Source organism: Pseudomonas sp. GW821-FHT05H12 (assembly GCF_059419385.1).
Map to the genome: position 1 here is coordinate 167,814 of NZ_JBWKRS010000001.1, position 22,580 is coordinate 190,393.

Below are 22,580 nucleotides of genomic sequence, written 5' to 3' on the forward strand. Positions count from 1 at the left end.
ATTTCATCCTTCCCGGGGACACTCAATGCTCGTAGCCGTTGGCATCTTTCTACTCACCATCGTGTTGGTCATTTGGCAGCCCAAGGGGTTGGGCGTCGGCTGGAGCGCGACGATGGGCGCCATCCTGGCCTTGGCCTGTGGGGTGATCAGCCTGGCAGACATCCCGGTGGTGTGGCACATCATCTGGAATGCCACCGGTACGTTTGTCGCGCTGATCGTCATCAGCCTTTTGCTCGACGAAGCCGGCTTTTTTGCCTGGGCCGCCCTGCACGTGGCGCGCTGGGGGCGTGGGCGCGGTCGGCAGCTGTTTGCCTACATGGTGCTGCTGGGTGCGCTGGTGTCGGCGCTGTTTGCCAATGACGGAGCGGCGCTGATCCTCACGCCCATCGTGATGTCGATGCTGTTGGCCTTGCGCTTTTCGCCAGCGGCCACCCTGGCGTTCGTCATGGGCGCAGGGTTTATCGCCGACACCGCCAGCCTGCCTTTGGTGGTGTCGAACCTGGTGAATATCGTCTCGGCCGACTACTTCAAGATCGGTTTCAACGAATACGCCGCCGTGATGGTGCCGGTGAACGTCGTCAGTGTCGCCGCCACCCTGGCAGTGCTGCTGTGGTTCTTCCGCCGTGATATCCCCGCCACCTACGACCCGGCGGACCTGGACGATCCCGCCAATGCGATCCATGACCGCGCCACCTTTCGCGCCGGCTGGTGGGTGCTGGGCATCCTGCTGGTCGGCTGTTTTGCGTTGGAACCCTTGGGCATTCCCATCAGCGCCATTTCGGCCGCCTGTGCGGTGCTGCTGTTGGTGATCGCCGCCAAGGGCCATAAGATTTCCACGCGCAAGGTCCTCAAGGAAGCGCCTTGGCAGATCGTGATCTTTTCCCTGGGCATGTACCTGGTGGTCTATGGCCTGCGTAATGCCGGCCTGACGACTTACCTGGCCACCTGGCTCGACAGCTTCGCCGGTTATGGCGTGTGGGGTGCCGCGTTGGGTACCGGGGTGCTGACGGCGTTGCTGTCCTCGGTGATGAACAACCTGCCGACGGTATTGATCGGCGCGCTGTCCATCGAAGCCAGCCATGCGGTAGGCGTGGTGAAGGACGCCATGATCTACGCCAACGTCATCGGCAGCGACCTGGGCCCAAAGATCACGCCGATCGGCAGCCTGGCCACCCTGCTGTGGCTGCATATCCTGGCGCGCAAAGGCATCAACATTACCTGGGGCTACTACTTTAAAGTCGGGATTGTGCTGACGTTGCCCGTGTTGCTGATCACCCTCGCTGCGCTCGCGTTGCGCCTGAGTATTTAGTTATGCTCGGCGCTCATTCTGCCTCGAGCCGACACGATGAGCGCCATGCAACACGCCTGGCTGGGCAACTACGAAGTCACCAGCACCACCTGCACTGGCCTGTCCTTTGCGCGGCACAGCCACGATGAGTGCGTGATCGGCGTGAATCTGGTCGGCGAGGAAAAAGTCTGGCTCGACCGTCGTGAGTTTGAGGCCGGCCCGGGCACCATCACCTTGTATAACCCGGGGCAGATTCAAGGCGGTGGCGCGGCTGAGGGCGCACCTTGGCAATTTGTCAGCCTGTACGCCATGGCGGATCAGCTGGCGACAGACCTTGGCCTGGTCCACCTGGAATTCGATCGCTCGCTGTGCTTCCAACCGCAACTGGCGCAACGCCTGGCGGCAGCGGTGCAAGGCGCATTGAGCCACGACCCACTGGTTCGTGAACTGAATGAAGAAGCCTTGGTGCTGCTGTTGGGTGAAGTGGTTGCGGTCAGCGGTGTGCGTGTACCTGGCAGCACGGCGACCGGTAGGAACCTGATCAGCCGCGCCCAGGAGTTGCTCGCCGAGCAGTTGCATCAATCGCTGCCCCTGGACCACTTGGGCGATGAACTCGGGCTATCCAAATTCCATCTGCTGCGCGCCTTCCAGAAAGAAACCGGCTTGAGCCCACGGCAATGGGCCATGCAACTGCGCACCCGGCGCGCCAAAGGCCTGCTGCGCAACGGCGCCGCCGCGAGCGACGTGGCCCATGATTTGGGCTTTGCCGACCAGAGCCACCTCAACCGGCATTTTCGCGCCGCCTACGGCATGACGCCTGGGCGCTATCAAACCGTGCTCAAGCGCTGATCCGTGCAATCTGGTCCAATACAGCCGCCCGCGCCCTCTTCACACTGCCCGCCATCTCTTGAAGGAAAGCAGGCATGTTGACGATCTTTTTCTACGCGTTGGTCTTTGGTTTTGTGTTTTGCCTCTCACCCGGCGCGGTGCTGGCAGAGACGCTGCGCCGTGGCTTGCTTCACGGTTTTACCCCGGCGCTGCTGGTACAGATTGGCTCGTTGGTGGGCGACGCGGTGTGGGCGGTGATCGGCCTGACCGGCATCGCCCTGCTGATCCAGCATGATGCGGTGCGCGTGCCACTGACCGTGGTGTGCGCGCTGTACCTGGCCTGGCTGGGGCTGCGCAGCCTGATCGACGCCTGGCACTTACCCGCCGCCGACAGCGCGCCCGCCCGCTCAGGGCAGAATGCGTTGGCGGTGGGTGCCGCCATCTCCCTCGCCAACCCGAAGAACATTGTGTACTGGGGCGCCCTTGGCAGTGCGTTGACCGGCATTGTCGGCGCCACGCCCAGCCATGGGCAGACGCTGATGTTTTTTGCCGGCTTCATGCTGGCGTCGGTGCTGTCATGTTTTTTGATTGCCGGATTGGTGAATGTATTGCGCAACACGGCGTCGCCGCTGTGGCAACGCATTAGTTATGGCGCCTGCGGGTTGGTATTACTGTACTTGGCGATATTGGCCGCGCTGGGTATATAACGCTATCGGGCATGCAACTTATCCGTGCCCTTTGTCTGAATGAACTCTGAACACGGGTTAATTTAGTTAATCATGCGTTGACATTTAGTAACCGTCTGAGTAGATTGCCCGTGCCCGCAACTGGGGCCTTTTTTAAACCTCACAAAAGAAGCCAATGGACACAGTATCTAGTCGCTGTCCGAGCACCGCCTCTGCGGGCTTCGGGCGCCAAACCCAGAATATGACAGGACTCGCCTTCCAGGTCCGGTAAGCTGCGCTAGAGCTCGATGCTCCACCGTAACTGCCTCGCCGGTCGCTCGTCCGGTCCCGAGGTGTGTTATGACCTTTCAATTACTTGTTTTGCCTGATATTCGTACGCTGGCCGCTGCCCTGCGCGCCAAGCTGTGCCGCGAGCCCGTAGGCTTTTCCCCTACCCGCTCGACCTTTGCTGCACCCTCCCCCCAAGTGCGCCCGGCTCCCCCGCTGGCGCACTGGCGTGTCTGCCCTGCGAGCGGCCAACTGCTGCAGCACTGGGATCACGCCGACCCTCAAGACCCGCAGAGACCGACCGTTTCCAGACTGGCCTACGCCCGCCTGATGTTCGATCTGTACCTGAGCACTCGCGCGGCTTAAACCGGCTGGAAACAGCAACTTTCTTATCTATAACCTGGAGTTCTTTATGAACACATCCAGTAGTAGCCCGCTGCGCGGACAATAACTAACGCGCACTAAGCGGGCCCTGTAGAAGTTATCGAAACTCTTATTTAAACCGATCGCGAAGTCCGCGGCTCGGCATGCTTTCGCTCGCCTGTATTCAGGTAAGTACCGGGTATGTTTTGTCGAGAATTGGCGACAGGAGTACAGACAATGAGCGCCGTAAAAAACACGCCTCTGCACAAGAAAAATGGCACCGACGACAGCACCAAACTGTCGATGCGTGCTGCCCGCGAAGCCCAGAACGGCCTGTCGGCCACCCTCGCCAACGTGCGGGCCACCCAGGATGGCCTGACCGAACTGGACGCCGCTGCGCGCCTGCAACGCGAAGGCTACAACGAGGTGGCCCATGACAAGCCGCCACACGCCATCGTCCAGTTCCTGCAGGCGCTGAACAACCCGTTCATCTATGTGTTGCTGACCCTGGGCGGTATCAGCTTTGTCACCGATTGCTGGCTGCCGATGCAGGCCGGCGAAGAGGCTGACCCTACCAAAGTCGTGATCATCATGACCATGGTCCTGCTCAGCAGCCTGCTACGCTTCTGGCAGGAACACCGTTCGGCCAAATCCGCCGAAGCCCTCAAAGCCATGGTGCGCACCACCGCCACCGTCCTGCGCCGTGAACAAGTTGGCTCCGCACCGACCCTGCGGGAAGTGCCGATGCGCGACCTGGTGGCCGGTGACATCGTGCAGCTGTCGGCCGGCGACATGATCCCCGCCGACATCCGCCTGATCGAATCCCGCGACCTGTTTATCAGCCAGGCGGTGCTCACCGGTGAAGCCTTGCCGGTGGAGAAGTACGACACCCTCGGTGATGTGACGCAAAAATCTGCCTCAACGATGGCGGCCGACCAGGGCAACCTGCTCGACCTGCCAAACATCTGCTTCATGGGCACCAACGTGGTCAGCGGCCGCGCCAAGGCCGTGGTCGTGGCCACCGGCCCGCGCACTTACTTCGGCTCCCTGGCCAAGGCGATTGTGGGCTCACGGGTGCAAACCGCCTTTGATCGCGGGGTGAACAGCGTTAGCTGGCTGCTGATCCGCTTCATGCTGGTGATGGTGCCGATCGTGTTCCTGCTCAACGGTTTCTCCAAAGGCGACTGGGGCGATGCGTTCCTGTTTGCCCTGGCGGTTGCCGTCGGCCTCACGCCGGAAATGCTGCCAATGATCGTCAGCGCCAACCTGGCCAAGGGCGCTACGGCCATGGCCAAGCGCAAAGTGGTGGTCAAGCGCCTCAACGCGATCCAGAACTTCGGTTCCATGGATGTACTGTGCACCGACAAGACCGGCACCCTGACCCAGGACAAAATCATCCTGGAACACCACGTCAATGCCCATGGCCAGCGGGATGACAGCGTGCTGTCCCTGGCGTGGCTCAACAGCTATCACCAGAGCGGCATGAAAAACCTGATGGACCAGGCGGTGGTGCAGTTCTCGGAACAGAACCCCAAGTTTCAGGTGCCGTTCGCCTACAGCAAGGTCGATGAATTGCCATTCGACTTCGTGCGCCGTCGCCTGTCGATTGTGGTGAAGGATGCCGCCGGCGACCAATTGCTGGTGTGCAAGGGTGCCGTGGAGGAGATGCTGAGCATTTCCACGCATGTGATGGAAGCCGGTGAGGCTGTGCCGCTGGATGATCGCCGTCGTGACGAGCTGCTGGCCCTGGCAAACGACTACAACGAAGACGGTTTCCGCGTGCTGGTGGTGGCCACCCGTAATATCCCCAAATCCCTGGCCCGTCAGCAGTACACCACGGCCGACGAGCGCAACCTTGTCATCCAGGGGTTCCTGACCTTCCTGGACCCGCCAAAGGAAACCGCAGGTCCGGCGATTGCCGCGCTGCAACAAATCGGCGTCGCCGTAAAAGTGTTGACCGGCGACAACGCCGTGGTCACCAGCAAGATCTGCCGCCAGGTCGGCCTCGAGCCAGGCCAGCCGCTGCTGGGCGTGGAAATTGAAGCGATGGACGACGCCACCCTGTTGCGTCGCGTGGAAGAACGCACGGTGTTCGCCAAGCTGACACCGCTGCAAAAATCTCGCGTGCTCAAGGCGCTGCAAGCCAACGGTCACACCGTCGGCTTCCTCGGTGACGGGATCAACGATGCGCCGGCGCTACGGGATGCTGACGTGGGCATTTCGGTGGACAGCGGCACGGACATCGCCAAGGAGTCGGCCGACATCATCCTGCTGGAAAAGAGCCTGATGGTGCTGGAAGAAGGCGTGCTCAAGGGCCGCGAAACCTTCGGCAACATCATGAAGTACCTGAACATGACCGCCAGCTCCAACTTCGGCAACGTGTTTTCGGTGCTGGTGGCCAGTGCGTTCATTCCGTTTTTGCCGATGCTGTCGATCCACCTGCTGCTGCAAAACCTGATGTATGACATCTCCCAGCTGGCCCTGCCGTGGGACAAGATGGACAAGGAATACCTGGCCAAGCCACGCAAGTGGGACGCCAAGAACATCGGGCGTTTCATGATCTGGATCGGGCCGACCTCGTCGATCTTCGACATCACCACCTTTGCGCTGATGTGGTACGTGTTCTCCGCCAACAGCGTGGAAATGCAGACCCTGTTCCAGTCCGGCTGGTTCATCGAAGGGCTGCTCTCGCAAACCCTGGTAGTGCACATGCTGCGTACCCGCAAGATCCCGTTCTTCCAGAGCACGGCCGCCTGGCCGGTGTTGATGATGACGTGCATCGTGATCGCACTGGGGATCTACGTGCCGTTCTCGCCGCTGGGCACCCTGGTAGGCCTGCAGCCGCTGCCGCTGGCGTACTTCCCATGGTTAGTGGGCACCCTGCTCAGCTACTGCTGCGTGGCCCAACTGATGAAGACGATCTACATCCGCCGCTTCAAGCAGTGGTACTGAGTTCGCGCTGCGATCCCTTGTAGGAGCCGGCTTGCCGGCGATGGCGTCCTCTTGAACAACGGCGACATCAAGGGCCCCATCGCCGGCAAGCCGGCTCCTACACAAAGGCAGCGTATGCCATGTAAGGAAATTTTTTATGCGCGTCTTGATCTGTGCAGGTCGTCATTACGCCGACACCAAAAAGTCCCGCCAAGTGCTGGACGCCTACCACCGCCTGCGCCCCGTGCAGGTATTGATCCACGGCGGCAACCAATTCCTGGGCAGCGACATTGAGGAATGGGCGCGGGAAATCGGCATCGACGTGGTGCGTTACCCGCCCAATTGGCAACGCCATGGCAAACAGGCAGAACGCCAACGCAACCATTTCATGCTGACCGACAGCCGACCCGACGTGATCATCGCCCTCCCCGGTGGTGACGACACGTCGGAACTGGTCTGCCTGGCCAAAGCCAGCGGCATTTCGGTGCTGACCGTAGAAAGCTGAATTCAAGCGAGGTGCATCATGCACAAAAAACACACACCGAACCGTCAGGACGGGTTCGCCAAATACCGTGCGCGTCACTATCGCGGCGCTCGCCACACCCTGTTGCTGCTGCCACCGGCGAAACGGCGCGCGCTGCAACGCAACTTGATCTTTATCGGCGTGACCTTGGGTTTAATCTTGCTGATCGCCCTGTTTTCGAAAGCCCATGCGGCGGGCGGTTCCTATGTGGTGGACGACGGCGCTATCAACGACCCAGGGCAATGCAATATCGACGCGTGGTTCACCGCCAACCGGCATGACGGCAGCACTCACAGCCAGACCCTGTCGCCAGCGTGCACCTTTACCGACATGCCCACGGTGCAATGGACAGCAGCGCTCTCACGGGCAGACACGGCGAGCAGCGGCGAAACCCAGGTCAACCCGCAAGTCAAAGCCCAGGTCTACACACAGAAAGACCTGGGGTTGGAGCTGGCCCTGTCGGCTGGGGCGCATTTTGCGCTGGACCGCCAGCACAGCTTCGACGGCGCCGATTTCAATATCCCGTTGACGTGGCAACCCGTGGAAGCCTTGCGCCTGAACCTCGACGCCGGCTGGACCCACGCCTACAACGACGGCGACCAGAAGCACCGTCTGACCTGGGGCACCGGTTTTGAATACCAGGTAGCGCCCGCGCTGAGCCTGATTGCCGAGCGTTACGGCCAGCAAGACGGTGACCAGGCCTGGCAGGCCGGGCCACGCTTTCACTTGGGTGAGTTCGTCGACGTGGACGTGGTGGTCGGGCGCAGCCTGATCGCTGACAGGGCCCAATGGCTGACAACGGGCGCCACGGTGCGCTTCTAAGCCTTGGCTTGCTGCTCCAGGTGCAGTTGCATCTGAGGGTCGATCTGCAACTGCGCGGCCAGGTCGTCGAGGTAATTGCGCTCGGCGTCCTGCTGGTCGTCCACCAGCATCACGCTGGCCAGGTAAACCTCTGAGGCGAGCGCCAGGTCATGGGCGTACTCGGCAAAATCGGCAGCATCCAGTGGCTTGGCGACTTCGGCGTCGAGCCATTGTTGCAATTGCGGGTCATCGGTATGCCGACCGATCTCTGTGCCGATCATCTGCTGTTCTTGCTCATCGATGCGGCCATCCGCCTTGGCCGCCGCGATTAATGCGCGCAATACCGCATGGCTATGGGCTTCGGCCTGCGGCCCGTCCAACTGGTCGACGGTCTGGAAGGCTTGCTGTGGTGCTGTGGCCTGCTGGCGCTGCCACGCTTGATAGGCCTGGAAGGCCGCCATGCCGAGGGAGGCCAGTGCGGCATAATTCATCCCGCCGGAACGACTGGGCGCAGCGTTGCCCGAAGGTGCACCGCCCAACAAGCCGCCGAGGCCGCCGAGTAATCCACCCAGGCCACCACCACCGGCTGACGCAGTGCCGGTGCCAGCGCCCTTCAACAAGCCGCCGAGCAAGCCGCCCAGGCCGCCGCCCGAGGCACCGCCGCCTTGCTGCCCGGCGCGCAGCAGTTGTTCGAGAAGATCGCTGGTGTTCATGGTTTCACCCTCCCAGGGCGCAGTGTAGGCGTCCAACAACCATAGCCCGCCGTTGCGCGAATACCATGACCGCCGGGCGGGCACGCCTTATGATGGCGCCATTGCGCCGCTGAGGGAGAACGCAGGTGAACCGTATCGAACACATCGCATTGATGGCCCGCTACAACCAGTGGATGAACCGCAAGGTCTATGACGCGGCCGCCACGTTGACGGACGCTGAGCTGGCGATGGACCGGCAGGCATTTTTCGGCTCGATCCTCGGCACGCTGAATCACCTCACCCTGGGCGACACCGTATGGCTCAAGCGCTTTGCCCAACACCCGGCAGGCTTCACCGCGCTGGCCCCCTTGAACGACCTGGCCATGCCGACAAACCTGAAGCAACTCGCCTTCGCCAATCTCCGCGAACTTCGCGCCCGTCGAACCTGGCTGGATGAACTCATCATCGACTGGGCTCGCACGCTGCGTGAAGCCGACCTGGATCACCGCCTGCATTACCACAACATGCGTGGCGTGGCGGCGGACAAACCGTTCTTCAGCCTGCTGGTGCATTTTTTCAATCACCAGACCCACCACCGGGGCCAGGCAACCACGTTGCTGACCCAGGCGGGCGTGGACGTCGGCGATACCGACCTGCTGGCGCTGATCGACTGAAATCAGCTCGCCTTGAATTCGGCGTAGGCCTGCATCAAGCGCGGGAAGTCGTGTGGCTGGGGCAATTGCGCAAAACGTTCGACGGCGGGTGTGGAGGCCCAGGGCAGTTTTTCGCTGGTCCAGGTTTCCATGAAGGGTACGTAGGCACCAGCGTTGTCCAGCAGAGTCGCACGCACGTTGACGAATTCATCGATGCCATGGGGGCGGGTAAACAGCCAGCTCATGCAGTGCGGGCAGCAATAATGGCGGTCCACGCCGTGCAGCCCGCCCATCACCGGGCAGCCTTGGGTCACGGTAAAACCACTGGCGGGAATCAGCGCACTGAGGGAGAACGCGCTGGAGGTCATCTTCTGGCAGCCGGTGCAGTGGCAGGCCATGGTGATCACTGGTGGCAAACTCACGCTGAAACGCACCCGATTGCAGCGGCAACTGCCTTCCAGCGGTTGGTGTTCGACGCTCATCATCCACTCCTTTTTATGATTATTGACGACACAGGGTAGCGTGAACCCCGGTGATAACAAAACCGAACGCTGTGAGCCGCGCAGGGTCGTAACTGTAAGGCGCCGGGAGAGATTGCCCCGCCCTGCTCACGTACACCCGCCTCGTCGGGCTGTGCGTACCCCCATAAGAAGGAGACGCTTACATGGTCACTCACTTCAAGGTCGCCGGGCATTTGGCCTGCGGCCATCACGGCACCAACCTCACGTCCAGCACCGAGCTGAACCGTGTCAAATGCCGTACCTGCCGCAACACCGATGCCTACAAAGAAGCGCGCCGCACCCAGCGCAATGCCGCTCGCCGCGCCGCGCGTAAAGCCAAGACGCATACCGCCAGTGACTGGCGCAGTGCCTGGACGCAACGCCTGACCGACCTGCCCGGGTTGCAGCGTTTGCCACGGGGTTTCAGCGGCCAGCCGTTCGTATAACGGGCTCAGACAAGGCGCCTGCTGCTAGCAGGCGCCAGTCTGAATGGCGGGTTATTTCACCTTGCTGCTCAAGGTATCCAGGCTGCGCTTGAGGTCGTCCAGGCTGCGTTTCTGATCGTCGATGCTGCGTTTTTGGTCACTGACATCGCTCTTGAGCCGGGACAGTTCGCTGTTGCTGGAATTGGAGCTGGAACTTGAGTTGCGCTTGAGGTCATCCACTTCGCTTTTGAGCTTGTCGATGGTGCTTTTCTGGTCGGCTACCGTGCGCTTCAAGTCGGACAACTGACTGTCGCTGGCACTGGAACTTGAGCCGTCCTTGCGCTTGAACTCCTCAAAATATTTAGCCTGTTCTTCCAGCTTGCTCTTCAAGCGCTGAAGCTCTTCACTGTCACGCTTTTGCCCTTCCTGCAGCTGTTCAATATCCCCAACCGAAAAACCCGTCGTGCTCAATACGTACTTGTTTCCAGCCTCCAGAGTACTGGCCGTGAGCTTGTCGCCACGGGACGAACTGTAATCCCCCCATTGCACCGCGCTCCCCGCCTGCGCCACGTTCACGCCACTGGCCAACAACAACCCCATTACGCTTGCAGCAATCATCCGAGAAGGCTTGCGAACACTGTGCATCAACAGATTCCTTTCGTAACTGCCGGGATGGCATATCGCTATGACTGGAATTTTGTAATCTTGTTCCCGTGCTGTAAGAATCCTCGGCATTGCGCCAAGAGTTATCCGTAGATCACTGATCTATCGAGGTTTTTCAGCCGGGCATTTGTGCAAGAAAGGCGCGCTGCGACCTTGCGTCGAAGCGTTTGGGTCTATATATTCCCAACCCTGCTTCACCGCGCTACCGCCCGAATGGCGAAACTGGTAGACGCATGGGACTTAAAATCCCCCGCTCGTAAGGGCGTGCCGGTTCGATTCCGGCTTCGGGCACCATACATATCAAGGGCTTGCCAGGGAAACCTGATGCAGGCCCTTATTGTTTGTGCTGTGCAAGATCATGCCTTTCACCGCAACCTGGCTCTTTCGGCGCCCCGCCGAACACCTACTCAGTCCAAGAACGCAGGCTATCCGTTGCCCGGGTTGGGGTATTGACCCTGGCTCACGGGGTTGATAAGTTTGCCCCTCTTTCAAAACGCCTTCCCGGTTCGCCGGGAGGGCGTTTTCTTTTTGGTTCCCCCTACAAAGGAACCATGAAGTGAAAGCACTCATTGAAGTCAACGCCGCAACTCACACCGCCTTAGGCTATGTACGGTACGGCAATGGCCCCGCTCACGTGCTGGTCATGCACGACTGGCTGGGCGACCACTCCAGCTACGATGCCGTCATGCCCTGCCTTGATGGCCACGCGTTTACCTATGTGTTCGTTGATTTGCGTGGCTACGGGCTATCCATGGAACTGGCTGGCGTATTCACAGTGGAAGAAGCCGCTTCCGATTGCCTGATGCTCGCCGATCAACTCGGTTGGGCGCGCTTCCACGTAGTCGGCCATTCGATGACCGGAATGATCACCCAACGTATGGCTGCGGATGCGCCATCACGCATCGCGAGCGCGATAGCGGTGTGTCCCATTTCCGCCGCTGGCAATCGGTTGAGCCCGGACGCCCTGGCGTTCTTTGCCAGCACGACGGAAAACGACGAGGCCCTCGGGCGCCTGTTCAAATTCGTGACCGGTGGGCTCTGTGACGGGTGGGTGAATCTCAAGGTCCGGCAAAGTCGCGATACGGTTTCGCCTGCCTGCCGGGCGAAGTACCTCGACATGCTGGTCACGGCCAATTTCGTTGATGACGTTCGAGGCCTTGAAACACCATATCTGGTGATGGTCGGCGACAAGGATCCCGGGCTTGATGCGGCAGCTATGGCGCATACCTTTCTAGCGTGGCATCCCAACGCAGAACTGCAGGTGATTGCCAATTGTGGTCATTACCCGATGCAGGAGTGCCCGCCTTATTTCGCAACCGTCATCGAGGGTTTCCTGACACGCAACACCGATTAATCTGAGTGGCGCAAGCCCTTTTCCCAAAGGGCATTTCGGCGTTGACGCCCCGTTGACGCCGTCATGACCGCGCGCCGGTTATGCCTTGCCAAAAAACCACATCACAAATGCAACCGCGCTGACCCATCCCAGTGTCAGCAAAAACGAAAGACCTGCAAGCCGCTTATCCATAGTGCCCCGTCGCCGGTTTCATTGATCGAGATACGATCGCCTGGGTGCAGCGTAGTTCAGGTGTTTCAGTCTTTCTCTGCAAAGCGCTTGGATTCATCGCCGATCAGGGCCAGGTGGCTTTACGGCCGTCAAGCCGACCTGTTCTCACCTATCAGTTTTGCTTCATCGACGTATTAATAGTTTTCAACAACACTTTTCTCAATAGATGTTTCTAATCATGTATGTTGAATCTCACCTCGGGTGGTCCTCCATCACCCGACACAGGGGTTGAGGTCATACGATGAAATTCACCAATGTCTTGAGCAGCAACGGTAAGGCCTTGCCTGCGTTGATCGATGCCGACGGCCAGCGCTATTGGCCACTGAGTGAGCTGGCCGTGCCATTTTCCGGCAGTCTGGAGCAATTGATCCGTCAGTGGGATCACCTGAAGGCAGGGCTCACCCCACACGGCGACGGCCTGCCGCTGGAAGGCGTGACCCTCCTCGCACCGCTCTCCCCCACGCGAAATATCTTTTGCGTCGGCAAGAACTACCACGAGCACGCGGCGGAGTTCAGCCAATCGGGCTTCGACCACAGCGCCAAGGACGGGGAAATTGCCCCGCAGTTTCCGGTGATCTTCACCAAGACCCCGGAATCGGTGATCGGCCATCACGCTACGATCCCCTTGCACGCCTCGGTCACGCGCCAGCTGGACTATGAAGCGGAGTTGGCGGTGATCATCGGCAAAGGCGGCAAAGGCATTTCCCGGGAAGACGCCTACGCTCACGTATGGGGTTACACCCTCATCAACGACATGACCGCGCGCGACCTGCAGAAGAACCACCGCCAGTGGTTCCTCGGCAAATCCCTCGACGGCTTGTGCCCCATGGGCCCTTGGGTGGTGACCGCCGATGTATTCAACCCCCAGGACGCCACGATTGAATGCTGGGTCAACGGCACGCTTCGCCAGCAGGCCAATGTCCGGGACCTGATCTTCGATATCCCCGCGCTGATCGAATGCCTCTCTGCCGGTATCGAGCTCAAGCCGGGCGATGTGATCAGCACCGGTACGCCTGCAGGCGTCGGCATTGGTTTCACCCCGCCGCGCTTCCTGCAGGCCGGCGACACCGTGCGCATTGCCATTGAGGGCATCGGCACACTCGAAAACCGCATTGCGCAGCACTAGTCCACCCACTTCACCACACGAGAAACGGCAATGAGCTTGAAAGACAAGATTATCGGCACCCTGGGTTTTGGCACCGCGCCCCTGGGCAACATGTTTCGCTCAATCGACGAAGAGGAAGCCGCTGCAACCGTCGCCGCAGCCTGGGACCAGGGCATTCGCTTCTTTGATACGGCACCGCTCTACGGCGCCGGGTTGTCCGAGACCCGTTTGGGCCGGGCGTTGGCGCAACATCCACGCGATTCCTACACCCTGGCCACCAAAGTCGGCCGCCTGGTCTCTGACGAGGTCAACCCCAACCCAGGCTCCGGCCCGTTCAGCCAGGGCAACCCCAACAAGATGCTCAGCGACTACAGCGCCGACGCCACCCTGCGCTCCATCGAAAGCAGCCTGGAGCGCCTGGGCACCGACCGCCTCGACATCGTGTTCGTGCACGACGTGGCTCAGGACACCCACGGCGATGAATGGATCGAACACTTCAACATCGCCCGCAAAGGCGCCTTCAAAGCCCTGACCCGACTCAAACAGGAAGGCGTCATCCAGGCCTGGGGGCTGGGTGTGAACCGTGTTGAGCCCTGCGAATTGTTGCTGGACCTGGAGGACGTGTGCCCGGACGGTTTCCTGCTCGCAGGCCGTTACACGCTGCTCGACCATGAGCAACCCCTGCAACGGTTGTTCGCCAAGGCCCAGGCCAAGGGCGCCGAATTTGTCGCGGGTGGGCCTTACAGCTCAGGCGTACTGGTGGGCGGCAAACACTTCGAATACCAGCCTGCGTCCGCCGCGATGCTCGACAAAGTGGCAAAGATCCACGCCCTCGCCCAGCAGTACCACGTGGACATCAAGGCCGCCGCCTTGCAATTCCCGCTGGCCAACCCGCTCGTGGCCGCCGTCATCCCGGGGGCCAGCCGCCCTTCGCGGATTATCGAAGACACCCAAGCGGTCAATGCCGTGATCCCGCCTGCGTTCTGGCAGGCCATGAAAGAGCAGGGTTTTATCCACCCCAACGCCCCCATCCCGGGCAACCACTGACAGGAGCCTTCCCATGCACCCGCATAACACCGCGATTGTCTTGATCGAGTACCAGAACGACTTCACCAGTCCGGGCGGGGTCTTCCATGACGCCGTCAAAGGCGTCATGCAGTCCTCCAACATGCTCGCCAATACCGCGACCACCGTCGAGCAGGCGCGCAAACTCGGCGTGACGATCATCCACATGCCGATCCACTTTGCCAAAGGCTACCCGGAGCTCACCACGCGCTCTTACGGGATCCTCAAAGGCGTGTCGGACGGCCATGCGTTTCTCGCTGGCACCTGGGGCGCTGAAATCACCGACGCCCTGCCCCGTGATCCCGTGGATATCGTGATCGAGGGCAAGCGCGGGCTGGACGCCTTTGCCACCACCGGCCTGGACCTGGTACTGCGCAACAATGGCATCCAGAACCTGGTGGTCGCAGGCTTCCTGACCAACTGCTGCGTCGAAGGCACCGTGCGTTCCGGTTATGAAAAGGGCTACGACGTGGTCACCCTCACCGACTGCACCGCCACCTTCAGTGACGAACAACAGCACGCCGCCGAGCAGTTCACCTTGCCGATGTTTTCCCAGACCCTGCAGCACAGCGCGTTTCTGCAAGCGCTGAACGCCGGATAAAAAAAGGGGCGACTCCCACAGGAGTCGCCCCTTTTTTCCGTGTTCAGATCACTCGGTGGGCGCGTATTGCATCTCGCCGTTGCCGAAGGACCAGTCTTCGCGCTTCACGTCCACCAGGCTGATCCACACGTCTTCCTTGCGCAGCCCGGTCTTGGCGTGGATGCCTTCGGCGATGAACGTGTAGAAGGCCTTTTTCACTTCGATGGTGCGCCCGGCGTTCCAGGTGACCTGAATAAACACAATTTTGGGCGTGTAGGAAATGCCCAGGTACCCGGCCGCCGGGTACACCAACTCATCCTTGGCATGGCGGTTGATGATCTGGAATTTATCGTGCTCCGGTACGTTGGCAACGCTCGTCATTGCGGCATACACCACATCACCGATGGCGGCTGCGGTTTCGGCGCTGGTGTCGGCAGCCAGGTCGATTCGAACTAAAGGCATGGGGGAGTCCTTAACGGGTCAATGGCCAATCCAGGTCGGTGGCCGGTGATACAACGCTAGTCTCGACGCCATGATTCATCAAGCGCATAATTTTCGAAAAGATGATGAGTAATACGCATGCTATTCCAGGACCTGAAAGCCTTCGTCACGGTGATTGAAAGCGCTTCACTGACCAAAGCGGCCCAGAGCTTGTGCTTGACCCAGTCCGCCGTGTCCCGCCGCATCCAGCACCTGGAAGAGACCCTGGGCGAAGCGCTGCTCGATCGCACCACCCGCCCGCCCTTGCCAACGGCCATGGGACACCGCGTGTACGAATTGGCCGTGGGCCTGTTGCGCGACGCCGAGCATTTGCTCAGCCTGCCTCAAGAAAGCGCAATGCCCAGCGGGCGATTTCGCGTGGGGCTGACGCAGATCGTCGCGGACGCCGTGATGTTTGACGTAGTCACCCGCATGCGCGAGCAACTGCCGAGCCTTGAATTGCAGATCGTCACCGACTGGAGTTCCGAACTGGAGCAGCAGATGCTGACCGGGGAGTTGGATGCCGCCACGCTGATGTTGCCGGCGTCCAGCCGCCCACCCGCTGCGCTGGAAGGTCAACGGGTGACCACCCTCGATATCCTTGTGGTGCAGAGCCAATCAAAACCCCTGGTGAATGCTGCCACCCAGATCAAACACCTGGCCGCTCAAGAGTGGGTGCTCAACCCCAAGGGCTGCGGCTATCGAGCGGCCCTGGAGGCGGCCATGGGCGGGCGCGGGCACACACTCAAGCTCGCGGTGGACACCCACGGCGCCGCCATGCAAATGCGCATGGTCGCGGCAGGCCTGGGCCTGGGGCTGATCCCGGCGACGCTGCTGCCCGGCAACCCGTACGCGCACGCGTTGTCGGTGGTCAGCATCGAGGACTTCCAGCTCAAGATGGGCATCTGGGTCACGCACTCGCCACGCCCGGGCAACTTGCGACTGGCCAATCAGTTGCTGATCCAGGCCATCACCGACGGCCTGGGTTAGACGCCCTCACGGCGCAACTGGCGTTCCAGGGCATACCCCTCGCTCAGCTCACCCACCAGTTCGCCCCGCCGCAGTGGCTCACCGCAATGCTCACACAATGGGTCCAAGCCTGCAGGCTGGCCGCAGGGCACATGGATGTAATTCACCGCCCTGTCCTCGCCCGGGGACTTGCACCAGGTTTCGCCCCAGGCGCGCAACGCCAGTACCACCGAATAGAACCCCTCGCCTTTTGGCGTGAGGAAATATTCGTAGCGCAAAGGCCGCTCGCTATAAGGCCGGCGCTCCACCATCCCATCGGCTTCCAGGCCTTTGAGGCGCGCAGCAATCATTTGCGGCGTGCCGCCGCTTTGTACCTGGATTTCGTCGAACCGATGGTTGCCCATGAACAATTCGCGCAGCACCAGCACCGTCCAACTGCTGCCCACGATCTCCTCCGCGCGGGAGACCGGGCACAGGGTTTCAGGCGCAAGTTTCTTCTTCAACGACATACGGACGTTGCCTCTGAAAAGTAACTATGATTATCATAGCATAACGCAGACGGGCACCCCGAACGGCTTATGCGCCTCTGAATGCTTTGGAAAACGGATTATGACGCCCCTCGTTTACCCCTCGCCACAGGTTCACTGTTCACCAAGGCTTCAGTTTTTCAACAGTCTCACGTTCACACTATCCGTTAGTGCGGTGAAAGCGCCGTTGCTAGGCTCGGCGCTCGCATTCACCCAAAGGCTGGAGAAAAACATGATGCTTGGCAAAACCCTGATTCGCACCCTGACGTGCCTGGTGCCGCTGGCACTGACACTGCCCGCCTACGCTGCCGTTCCCCTGCAAGGCACCTGGACACTCACCGCCTCGGACAACATCAACCCCGACGGCACCCGCGTCCACCTGTACGGCGATGACCCGCAAGGCACGTTGAATTTCGACGCCACCGGTCATTACTCGCTGCAGATCATGAGCAAAGTGCGCCCCAGGTTCGCTGCCAATGACAAGAGCAAAGGCACCCCCGAGGAGTACCGCGCAACAGTCGTGGGCACCCAATGCCACTTCGGCACCTACACCGTCAACGAGAAGGACCACACCCTCACCCTGCACGTGGAGCACGCCACCTATGCCAACTGGGAAGGCGCCAACCTGACCTGGCCCTACACCGTCGATGCCGAGCACGCCACGTTCACCGTCCCGCACCCCACGATTGGTGGCCCGGGCGTGTACGGCGAGATCGCCTACGTGCGCACCCACTGATCCAACGCCAGTCACCGCCAGGGATTCGGCGGTTCCACCCACTCACTCACAGGCAGGAACCCCATGCCCATCGATCTGGACCTGGACGTGCTACGCACCCTGATCGCCGCCCAGCAACTGGGGGCCATGAACCGTGCGGCCGATAAGGTCGGGCGCTCCCAGTCGGCCGTCAGCCAGCAGATCCAGAAGCTGGAGCACCGCATCGGCCAACCGCTGTTTCGCAAGCAAGGTCGCGGACGTGTGCTCACCGAGGCCGGAGAAATATTGCTGGCCTACGCCCGGCGCATGATTGACCTGAACGACGAGGCCGTCACCGTGATCAGCGGCATCAAAGTCAAAGGCGTGGTGCGTTTCGGCTTTTCCGGAGACCTGGTCCACACCTGGCTGCCCCTGGCGTTGCAGCAGTTCAAATGCTGCTACCCGAACATCCGCATCGAAGCCACGGTAGACCGCAACGTCGCGCTGATCGAGCGCCTGGAAAAGGGCCAGCTTGACCTGAGTGTGTTGCTCAGTGGCAAGGTCAGCGTGGAAGCCCAGGTGTTGTCCACCGTGCCGATGGCGTGGATCGGCCGCCCCGGCGACCAGTTGAAGGCCGGCGAACCGGTGCAACTGGCGGTGCTGGAAGCGCCGTGTTTCTTCCGCACGGCGGCGATCAATGCGCTGGATGAAGCGGGGATCCCCTGGGAAATCGCGTTTACCACCGCCAACGTCTCCGGCTTGTGGGCGGCGGTCAATGCCGGCCTGGGTATTACCTTGCGCACGCAGATGAGTGCGCCCCAGGGCCTGGAAGCCATCAGTGCCACCCAAGCCTTGCCAGCGCTGCCTCCTGTGCATGTGTTCCTCAGCTCAGCCGGGCGCGTCTTGACCCCGGCGGCGACGTGCCTGAAAGACGTGCTGATGCAGACGCTTCACTCGCTCTCCAGCACAAACTCGTAATACGCCCGCTTGAACGGCAACGGCATCCCGACCTGAGCAGACAACTCATCTTGCTCAGCACGGTCCTCATAGACCACTTGCAATGACTGCTTGACCCCAAACACCGCGTCCGAGCCCAGGTACGGGTCGCCCTCGGTAAACAGGTGCGTGACCAGCCGGGTGTAACCCGGACGTTCCAGCACGAAATGCACATGCCCCGGCCGCCAGGCCAGGCGCTGGGCGGCGTCGAGCATGCGCCCCACCGGCCCGTCGGTCGGCACCGGGTAGCACACCGGCAAAATGGTACGAATCGCGAAATTGCCGTTGGCGTCGGTGCGGTAGCGGCCGCGCAGGTTGCCGGTGGGTTGATCGACATCCTGCCCGGAATACATGCCATTGCTGGCGGTCTGCCAAACATCCAGCACCACATCGGCCACGGGTTGACCGTGAGTATCCAGCACACGCCCGTGGATCAGCGTGGCGTCGCCCGGCGTGAGCGCCATGTTTTCACCAAAGGCGCGGTCCGGCATGCCGTCGATATAGAACGGCCCGAACACCGTGGTTTCGGTGCCGTTGGCGACTTGGCGATGGTTGATCTCATCCACCAGCATCGACAGCCCCAGAGTGTCCGACAGCAGGATGAATTCCTGGCGGATAAACCCATCGCACATATGGCCGGTATCGGTCAGGAAGCGAATGCCCTCCCACCATTCCTCCTCGGTCAGTTCCACCTCGTCGGCAAACGCGTGCAGGTGGCGCACCAGGCTTTGCATGACCTGTTTGAAACGCGGGTTGGGCGCGTTTTCGAAGCTCTTGAGGGCTTGTCGGGTGATCGATGACATGGTGTGCGTGCTCCGAGGCGATGACGGTTACTGATGGAACGCCTCGGTGCGCGCCTTTATTCCATGAAACCTGCTACAGCATCGGCGTACTGCTGACCACCCGCAGCGCCAGGCCCTCATAGGCATCCAGGGTGATGGTGAAATCCCCTTCGGCAGTCAGGTCGCCCTCGACCCGTTCATTGATGATGTCCACCACCGGCCCAGGCGCAATGTCGGGCAAATGCAAGGTTTCGGTGATGGGTGTCGCGCCAAAGTTCAGCGCGGTGATTTGCGTGCCCTTACCGGCCGGCAGTTCGTGGACCATCACCAGCAAGCCGGGATGCTCCACATCGGGCACCAGGATCTGGCGGCTGGCGGCGATGTCGTAGGCCCGACGTACCGCCAGAATTTTCTGCAGCTGCGACGCGAAGGATTCAGGGTCCTGCAGCTGGCTGTTCAAGCTGCCATACAAGGTTTTCGAACGCGGCATTTGCCCTGCGGAGAGCACCGCCTCGGGGTTCAGGTCCACCAAGTCATAGGCACCGCGATGGATCCAGCGCGTATCGCCATCGGTCATCAGGTGCGCCACCTCATCGGCTGCGAGCGGCAGAGCGCCCACTAGGTCCCAGCCGGACAAGGCAAACACCCCGGGCTGCATCGCGTTGTACATCACCAACAGCAGGTGGATCTGGCGGATCTGCACGATATCGGCCGGCGTGATGGCTTCCAGGTCGCGAATACCCAGCGCGGCGGTGATGATACTGGCGGTGGTGCAAGACACGCCGTTGGTCACGAACTTGAGGTTGTACGGTGCCTGTTCTCCGGCCAGGCGCTCGTACATCTGCTCGCGGATATGCTCGCGCAGGCTGTTGCCAGGGAACGTCTGACCTTGGTAGGGGTAACTGTCGTGGGCGTGCAAGGTCCAGAAGTGCACCAGCTCCAGGGTCAGTTCGTCGTGGTTTTGCAACGCATGGATCAGTGAGCCGGGGTCGATGCCCTGGCTGTGCATCTCGCGCAGCATCAGGCGCAGGAACTCGGTGTCGCCCATCAACAGCGCATGCTGGTAGGCCGGGCGAGTGATGAAGTCATAGGACAAATCGGCGCCGCCGTGGGACATGGCGGCGATATCGTCGACCGTGAGGTTCAGTTCCTGAAAACTGAACCCCCCGGCCTTGCGGATCGCACCGCCAAGCAACTGGTTGCCGGTGATCGACAACGGGTGGCTTTCCGACCATGCGGTGCCGTCCAGCTTGCGCTCCACGCCGAGAAAGCCATTGGCATCCAGGCGCAGGATCTTCGCGCCCATCACATCAATGGCGTGCAGGGCATCACCAATGATCATCTGCTGCGCGGCAAACGAAGGGTCCAGCCAGTTCAGCGACGGCTGGCCCTCCTTGAAATAGTGCAGGTACACCCAGCGGCGTGGCTTGCCGTCCACGCCCACTACCACGGGCGTGGCGCTCCAATCGGTTTCCTTCACCCCGGGCTCGAAGAAAATCACCCGCTGCAACTGGCCGACGATGTAATTCTTGTCGCGCAGCGCATCGACCTGCTGCGGGCTTAAGTTCTGCGCATCGCGCCCCGCCGTGACTTCAGGCAGGAGCGGCCAGTCTTCCTCGCGAATTTCCACCATGTGATACAGGCCGGGATAGTCCTCATACGCCATCTCGGCCAGGCGGAAGTCGGCGCCCTTGCCGGTGTGGGACGGGATCACGTCATCGATGATCACCGCGTTGTGCGCGGCGGCCATGCGCGTCAGCGCCTGCAACTGCGCCTCAGTGCCCAGTTGCGGGTCGATCTCGAAGCTGATGCGGTCGAAATTGCCGTCGATGGTCGGTGTGTGCTCAGTGCCCGACAAGCCACCGGACTTTTTCAGCGGCCCGTTATGAATGCCCTGGATGCCGATTTTCGACAAGGCCTGCCACAGCGTCTCATCGCCCAGCGCTTCTAGCACCGTGCCGTTTTCACGGGTGACGATGGACGCCGGGTACGCGGTGAACCACACCGATGACAACGCCGACGCATCGCGCGGCCGCGTCTGCGCATAGGGTTGCTGCCACAACCGGCCCTGCCCCGAATACAGCCTGGCCCGCTGCCGCGCCGCGTGCAGCATCGATTGTTCCACCAGCCAGTTCACATGGTCCTTGTCCGCCGCCGTCATAAGCCTGATACCTGCCGTCGTGAAAGGTTATTCGTAAGCATAGGAGCGGCAACGGGCGGCATTCGTTGCATTGGATATCCGGGGCAGTCAGGCCAGTTGCCGATACTGCCTTGGCGTAAACCCGGTCAACGCCTTGAACTGGCGGGTAAACGCGCTGTGATCGGTGTAGCCGCATTGCAGCGCCACCTCGGTGATCGGCAGGTCGGTATGCAACAGCCGGTGCGCGTGTTCCAGGCGGACTTTCTGGATCATCTGGCGCGGTGTCAGGTGGAACACGCGCTTGCAGTAGCGCTCCAGCTGCGCCACGGAAATCCCGGCGATGCGGGTCAGTTCACCCAGGGTGACGCGGCGGTTGAAGTGCTGGCGGATGTGCTCGTCCACCGCCGCCAGGCGCTGGTACGCCGGGTGGGTTTCGCTGGCCGATTGCAGGTCGACTGAAATACCGGCCAACCCGATGATCTGGCCGGCGTGGTTGTACAGCGGCCACTTGTGGGTCAGGCACCAGCCGGGTTCGCGGCTGCCGTACAGGTGCAACTCCAACTGATCTTCGAGCACCAAGCCTTCTTCAAGCACGCGCCGGTCCTGCTCGGTGTAGCCCGGCCCCAGTTGTGCGGGGAACACGTCGGCGCTGGTTTTGCCCAGCAACGGTTGCAGCTGCCGCAGGCCGCAGCGCTGCACCAGGGTGCGGTTGGCGAGCACGTAGCGCGCGTCGACATCCTTGATAAAGATCGCCGCATTGGGGATTACATCCAGCATAGGCAACAGCTGCGCCACCCCGGCCAACAGCTGCTCGATGCTCTGGGGTCGATTGGCCTCGTCCCCCTGGCAAAGGCTTGCAAACGCGCTTTGCAGCATGACTTTCACTCCCCGATTCTGGCACTGACGCCGAGCAGATTGCCCCATGCCCAGGGCGCTGTCGAGCGCCGGCCATTGTGCCGAATTCGTCATTCACGCTTGCGTAAAACATCAATCGCCGCCGGGCTGATCGGTTCACGATATCGCCACTGCATGCCTATCCAATAACTCACAAGAAGGCG

24 protein-coding genes and 1 tRNA gene are annotated in these 22,580 nt (G+C 61.1%); 17 read left to right on the top strand and 8 right to left on the bottom strand.

The window, feature by feature from the left end; genetic code table 11:
• Positions 1-25: 25 nt before the first annotated feature.
• The 7 genes from AC07SU_RS00765 (at position 26) to AC07SU_RS00795 (ending at position 7,708) form a co-directional block, all read left to right on the top strand.
• On the top strand, positions 26-1,309 hold the full coding sequence (locus AC07SU_RS00765; RefSeq protein ID WP_494995858.1) for an arsenic transporter: 1,284 nt from the start codon (positions 26-28) through the stop codon (positions 1,307-1,309).
• Positions 1,310-1,345: 36 nt separating this feature from the next.
• Positions 1,346-2,137 (top strand): AraC family transcriptional regulator, encoded by a 792-nt coding sequence (locus AC07SU_RS00770; RefSeq protein WP_494995859.1) that lies wholly within the window; start codon positions 1,346-1,348, stop codon positions 2,135-2,137.
• Positions 2,138-2,211: 74 nt separating this feature from the next.
• Complete coding sequence (locus AC07SU_RS00775) at positions 2,212-2,823, top strand: LysE family transporter (protein ID WP_176996004.1); 612 nt, start codon at positions 2,212-2,214, stop codon at positions 2,821-2,823.
• Between the two features lie 318 nt (positions 2,824-3,141).
• Complete coding sequence (locus AC07SU_RS00780) at positions 3,142-3,435, top strand: hypothetical protein (protein ID WP_494995860.1); 294 nt, start codon at positions 3,142-3,144, stop codon at positions 3,433-3,435.
• Positions 3,436-3,669: 234 nt separating this feature from the next.
• Positions 3,670-6,384 carry a magnesium-translocating P-type ATPase gene (gene mgtA / locus AC07SU_RS00785; protein WP_494995861.1) on the top strand — a complete coding sequence of 905 codons (2,715 nt, stop codon included), beginning with the start codon at positions 3,670-3,672 and terminating at the stop codon, positions 6,382-6,384.
• Between the two features lie 136 nt (positions 6,385-6,520).
• Positions 6,521-6,868 (top strand): DUF2493 domain-containing protein, encoded by a 348-nt coding sequence (locus tag AC07SU_RS00790; RefSeq protein ID WP_494995862.1) that lies wholly within the window; start codon positions 6,521-6,523, stop codon positions 6,866-6,868.
• An 18-nt stretch (positions 6,869-6,886) separates the two neighbouring features.
• Positions 6,887-7,708, top strand: coding sequence for a PA4824 family protein (locus AC07SU_RS00795; protein ID WP_494995863.1), 822 nt, complete (start codon positions 6,887-6,889; stop codon positions 7,706-7,708).
• On the opposite strand, the gene AC07SU_RS00800 is transcribed toward AC07SU_RS00795, so the two are convergent.
• On the bottom strand, positions 7,705-8,400 hold the full coding sequence (locus tag AC07SU_RS00800; protein ID WP_494995864.1) for a tellurite resistance TerB family protein: 696 nt from the start codon (positions 8,398-8,400) through the stop codon (positions 7,705-7,707). The two genes, AC07SU_RS00795 and AC07SU_RS00800, sit on opposite strands and share 4 nt — an antisense overlap.
• A 125-nt stretch (positions 8,401-8,525) precedes the next feature.
• Between AC07SU_RS00800 and AC07SU_RS00805 the strand changes: the two genes are divergently transcribed.
• Entirely contained in the window at positions 8,526-9,053 is a 528-nt protein-coding gene (locus AC07SU_RS00805; RefSeq protein ID WP_494995865.1) for a DinB family protein, read from the top strand.
• A gap of 2 nt (positions 9,054-9,055) precedes the next feature.
• Here AC07SU_RS00805 and AC07SU_RS00810 read toward each other — a convergent pair whose 3' ends face one another.
• Complete coding sequence (locus AC07SU_RS00810; RefSeq protein WP_494995866.1) at positions 9,056-9,514, bottom strand: GFA family protein; 459 nt, start codon at positions 9,512-9,514, stop codon at positions 9,056-9,058.
• A 182-nt stretch (positions 9,515-9,696) separates the two neighbouring features.
• On the opposite strand from AC07SU_RS00810, the gene AC07SU_RS00815 reads away from it, so the two are divergent.
• Positions 9,697-9,978: a hypothetical protein gene (locus AC07SU_RS00815; RefSeq protein WP_176995997.1), complete on the top strand. Its 282-nt coding sequence runs from the start codon at positions 9,697-9,699 to the stop codon at positions 9,976-9,978.
• 51 nt (positions 9,979-10,029) lie between these two features.
• Here AC07SU_RS00815 and AC07SU_RS00820 read toward each other — a convergent pair whose 3' ends face one another.
• The gene (locus tag AC07SU_RS00820) at positions 10,030-10,602 is read right to left on the bottom strand and encodes a hypothetical protein (protein ID WP_494995867.1); all 573 of its coding nucleotides are present in this window, start codon (positions 10,600-10,602) and stop codon (positions 10,030-10,032) included.
• 225 nt (positions 10,603-10,827) lie between these two features.
• On the opposite strand from AC07SU_RS00820, the gene AC07SU_RS00825 reads away from it, so the two are divergent.
• From AC07SU_RS00825 to AC07SU_RS00845, 5 genes are all read left to right on the top strand, one after another.
• Positions 10,828-10,914, top strand: a tRNA-Leu gene (locus AC07SU_RS00825).
• 262 nt (positions 10,915-11,176) lie between these two features.
• Positions 11,177-11,974 carry an alpha/beta fold hydrolase gene (locus tag AC07SU_RS00830; protein ID WP_494995868.1) on the top strand — a complete coding sequence of 266 codons (798 nt, stop codon included), beginning with the start codon at positions 11,177-11,179 and terminating at the stop codon, positions 11,972-11,974.
• 451 nt (positions 11,975-12,425) lie between these two features.
• Positions 12,426-13,310: a fumarylacetoacetate hydrolase family protein gene (locus AC07SU_RS00835; RefSeq protein WP_494995869.1), complete on the top strand. Its 885-nt coding sequence runs from the start codon at positions 12,426-12,428 to the stop codon at positions 13,308-13,310.
• A 30-nt stretch (positions 13,311-13,340) separates the two neighbouring features.
• The gene (locus AC07SU_RS00840) at positions 13,341-14,336 is read left to right on the top strand and encodes an aldo/keto reductase (RefSeq protein WP_494995870.1); all 996 of its coding nucleotides are present in this window, start codon (positions 13,341-13,343) and stop codon (positions 14,334-14,336) included.
• Positions 14,337-14,349: 13 nt separating this feature from the next.
• A complete protein-coding gene (locus AC07SU_RS00845) occupies positions 14,350-14,955 on the top strand; it encodes a cysteine hydrolase family protein (protein ID WP_494995871.1) in 606 nt (201 codons plus the stop codon).
• Positions 14,956-15,003: 48 nt separating this feature from the next.
• Here AC07SU_RS00845 and AC07SU_RS00850 read toward each other — a convergent pair whose 3' ends face one another.
• Positions 15,004-15,396, bottom strand: coding sequence for a tautomerase family protein (locus AC07SU_RS00850; RefSeq protein ID WP_494995872.1), 393 nt, complete (start codon positions 15,394-15,396; stop codon positions 15,004-15,006).
• 117 nt (positions 15,397-15,513) lie between these two features.
• Here AC07SU_RS00850 and AC07SU_RS00855 point away from each other — a divergent pair, with 117 nt between their 5' ends.
• Positions 15,514-16,404: a LysR family transcriptional regulator gene (locus AC07SU_RS00855; protein WP_494995873.1), complete on the top strand. Its 891-nt coding sequence runs from the start codon at positions 15,514-15,516 to the stop codon at positions 16,402-16,404.
• Here the strand turns inward: AC07SU_RS00855 and AC07SU_RS00860 are convergent.
• Positions 16,401-16,892 (bottom strand): winged helix-turn-helix transcriptional regulator, encoded by a 492-nt coding sequence (locus tag AC07SU_RS00860; RefSeq protein ID WP_494995874.1) that lies wholly within the window; start codon positions 16,890-16,892, stop codon positions 16,401-16,403. The two genes, AC07SU_RS00855 and AC07SU_RS00860, sit on opposite strands and share 4 nt — an antisense overlap.
• Positions 16,893-17,142: 250 nt before the next feature.
• Here AC07SU_RS00860 and AC07SU_RS00865 point away from each other — a divergent pair, with 250 nt between their 5' ends.
• Positions 17,143-17,646, top strand: coding sequence for a lipocalin-like domain-containing protein (locus AC07SU_RS00865; RefSeq protein WP_494995875.1), 504 nt, complete (start codon positions 17,143-17,145; stop codon positions 17,644-17,646).
• A gap of 63 nt (positions 17,647-17,709) precedes the next feature.
• On the top strand, positions 17,710-18,582 hold the full coding sequence (locus AC07SU_RS00870; protein ID WP_494995876.1) for a LysR substrate-binding domain-containing protein: 873 nt from the start codon (positions 17,710-17,712) through the stop codon (positions 18,580-18,582).
• On the opposite strand, the gene AC07SU_RS00875 is transcribed toward AC07SU_RS00870, so the two are convergent.
• From AC07SU_RS00875 to AC07SU_RS00885, 3 genes are all read right to left on the bottom strand, one after another.
• Positions 18,555-19,403: a dioxygenase family protein gene (locus AC07SU_RS00875; protein WP_494995877.1), complete on the bottom strand. Its 849-nt coding sequence runs from the start codon at positions 19,401-19,403 to the stop codon at positions 18,555-18,557. The two genes, AC07SU_RS00870 and AC07SU_RS00875, sit on opposite strands and share 28 nt — an antisense overlap.
• A gap of 73 nt (positions 19,404-19,476) precedes the next feature.
• Complete coding sequence (gene treS / locus AC07SU_RS00880; RefSeq protein WP_494995878.1) at positions 19,477-21,543, bottom strand: maltose alpha-D-glucosyltransferase; 2,067 nt, start codon at positions 21,541-21,543, stop codon at positions 19,477-19,479.
• A gap of 87 nt (positions 21,544-21,630) precedes the next feature.
• The gene (locus AC07SU_RS00885; RefSeq protein ID WP_494995879.1) at positions 21,631-22,398 is read right to left on the bottom strand and encodes a PAS domain-containing protein; all 768 of its coding nucleotides are present in this window, start codon (positions 22,396-22,398) and stop codon (positions 21,631-21,633) included.
• Between the last annotated feature and the right edge of the window lie 182 nt (positions 22,399-22,580).

What these genes read in the sequence shown, in the direction of transcription:
- AC07SU_RS00765 (WP_494995858.1), top strand. Translation starts at nt 26, where the DNA reads ATGCTCGTAGCCGTTGGCATCTTTCTACTCACCATCGTGTTGGTCATT.
- AC07SU_RS00770 (WP_494995859.1), top strand. Translation starts at nt 1,346, where the DNA reads ATGAGCGCCATGCAACACGCCTGGCTGGGCAACTACGAAGTCACCAGC.
- AC07SU_RS00775 (WP_176996004.1), top strand. Translation starts at nt 2,212, where the DNA reads ATGTTGACGATCTTTTTCTACGCGTTGGTCTTTGGTTTTGTGTTTTGC.
- AC07SU_RS00780 (WP_494995860.1), top strand. Translation starts at nt 3,142, where the DNA reads ATGACCTTTCAATTACTTGTTTTGCCTGATATTCGTACGCTGGCCGCT.
- mgtA (WP_494995861.1), top strand. Translation starts at nt 3,670, where the DNA reads ATGAGCGCCGTAAAAAACACGCCTCTGCACAAGAAAAATGGCACCGAC.
- AC07SU_RS00790 (WP_494995862.1), top strand. Translation starts at nt 6,521, where the DNA reads ATGCGCGTCTTGATCTGTGCAGGTCGTCATTACGCCGACACCAAAAAG.
- AC07SU_RS00795 (WP_494995863.1), top strand. Translation starts at nt 6,887, where the DNA reads ATGCACAAAAAACACACACCGAACCGTCAGGACGGGTTCGCCAAATAC.
- AC07SU_RS00800 (WP_494995864.1), bottom strand. Translation starts at nt 8,400, where the DNA reads ATGAACACCAGCGATCTTCTCGAACAACTGCTGCGCGCCGGGCAGCAA.
- AC07SU_RS00810 (WP_494995866.1), bottom strand. Translation starts at nt 9,514, where the DNA reads ATGAGCGTCGAACACCAACCGCTGGAAGGCAGTTGCCGCTGCAATCGG.
- AC07SU_RS00815 (WP_176995997.1), top strand. Translation starts at nt 9,697, where the DNA reads ATGGTCACTCACTTCAAGGTCGCCGGGCATTTGGCCTGCGGCCATCAC.
- AC07SU_RS00820 (WP_494995867.1), bottom strand. Translation starts at nt 10,602, where the DNA reads ATGCACAGTGTTCGCAAGCCTTCTCGGATGATTGCTGCAAGCGTAATG.
- AC07SU_RS00835 (WP_494995869.1), top strand. Translation starts at nt 12,426, where the DNA reads ATGAAATTCACCAATGTCTTGAGCAGCAACGGTAAGGCCTTGCCTGCG.
- AC07SU_RS00840 (WP_494995870.1), top strand. Translation starts at nt 13,341, where the DNA reads ATGAGCTTGAAAGACAAGATTATCGGCACCCTGGGTTTTGGCACCGCG.
- AC07SU_RS00845 (WP_494995871.1), top strand. Translation starts at nt 14,350, where the DNA reads ATGCACCCGCATAACACCGCGATTGTCTTGATCGAGTACCAGAACGAC.
- AC07SU_RS00850 (WP_494995872.1), bottom strand. Translation starts at nt 15,396, where the DNA reads ATGCCTTTAGTTCGAATCGACCTGGCTGCCGACACCAGCGCCGAAACC.
- AC07SU_RS00855 (WP_494995873.1), top strand. Translation starts at nt 15,514, where the DNA reads ATGCTATTCCAGGACCTGAAAGCCTTCGTCACGGTGATTGAAAGCGCT.
- AC07SU_RS00860 (WP_494995874.1), bottom strand. Translation starts at nt 16,892, where the DNA reads ATGTCGTTGAAGAAGAAACTTGCGCCTGAAACCCTGTGCCCGGTCTCC.
- AC07SU_RS00865 (WP_494995875.1), top strand. Translation starts at nt 17,143, where the DNA reads ATGATGCTTGGCAAAACCCTGATTCGCACCCTGACGTGCCTGGTGCCG.
- AC07SU_RS00870 (WP_494995876.1), top strand. Translation starts at nt 17,710, where the DNA reads ATGCCCATCGATCTGGACCTGGACGTGCTACGCACCCTGATCGCCGCC.
- AC07SU_RS00875 (WP_494995877.1), bottom strand. Translation starts at nt 19,403, where the DNA reads ATGTCATCGATCACCCGACAAGCCCTCAAGAGCTTCGAAAACGCGCCC.
- treS (WP_494995878.1), bottom strand. Translation starts at nt 21,543, where the DNA reads ATGACGGCGGCGGACAAGGACCATGTGAACTGGCTGGTGGAACAATCG.
- AC07SU_RS00885 (WP_494995879.1), bottom strand. Translation starts at nt 22,398, where the DNA reads ATGCTGCAAAGCGCGTTTGCAAGCCTTTGCCAGGGGGACGAGGCCAAT.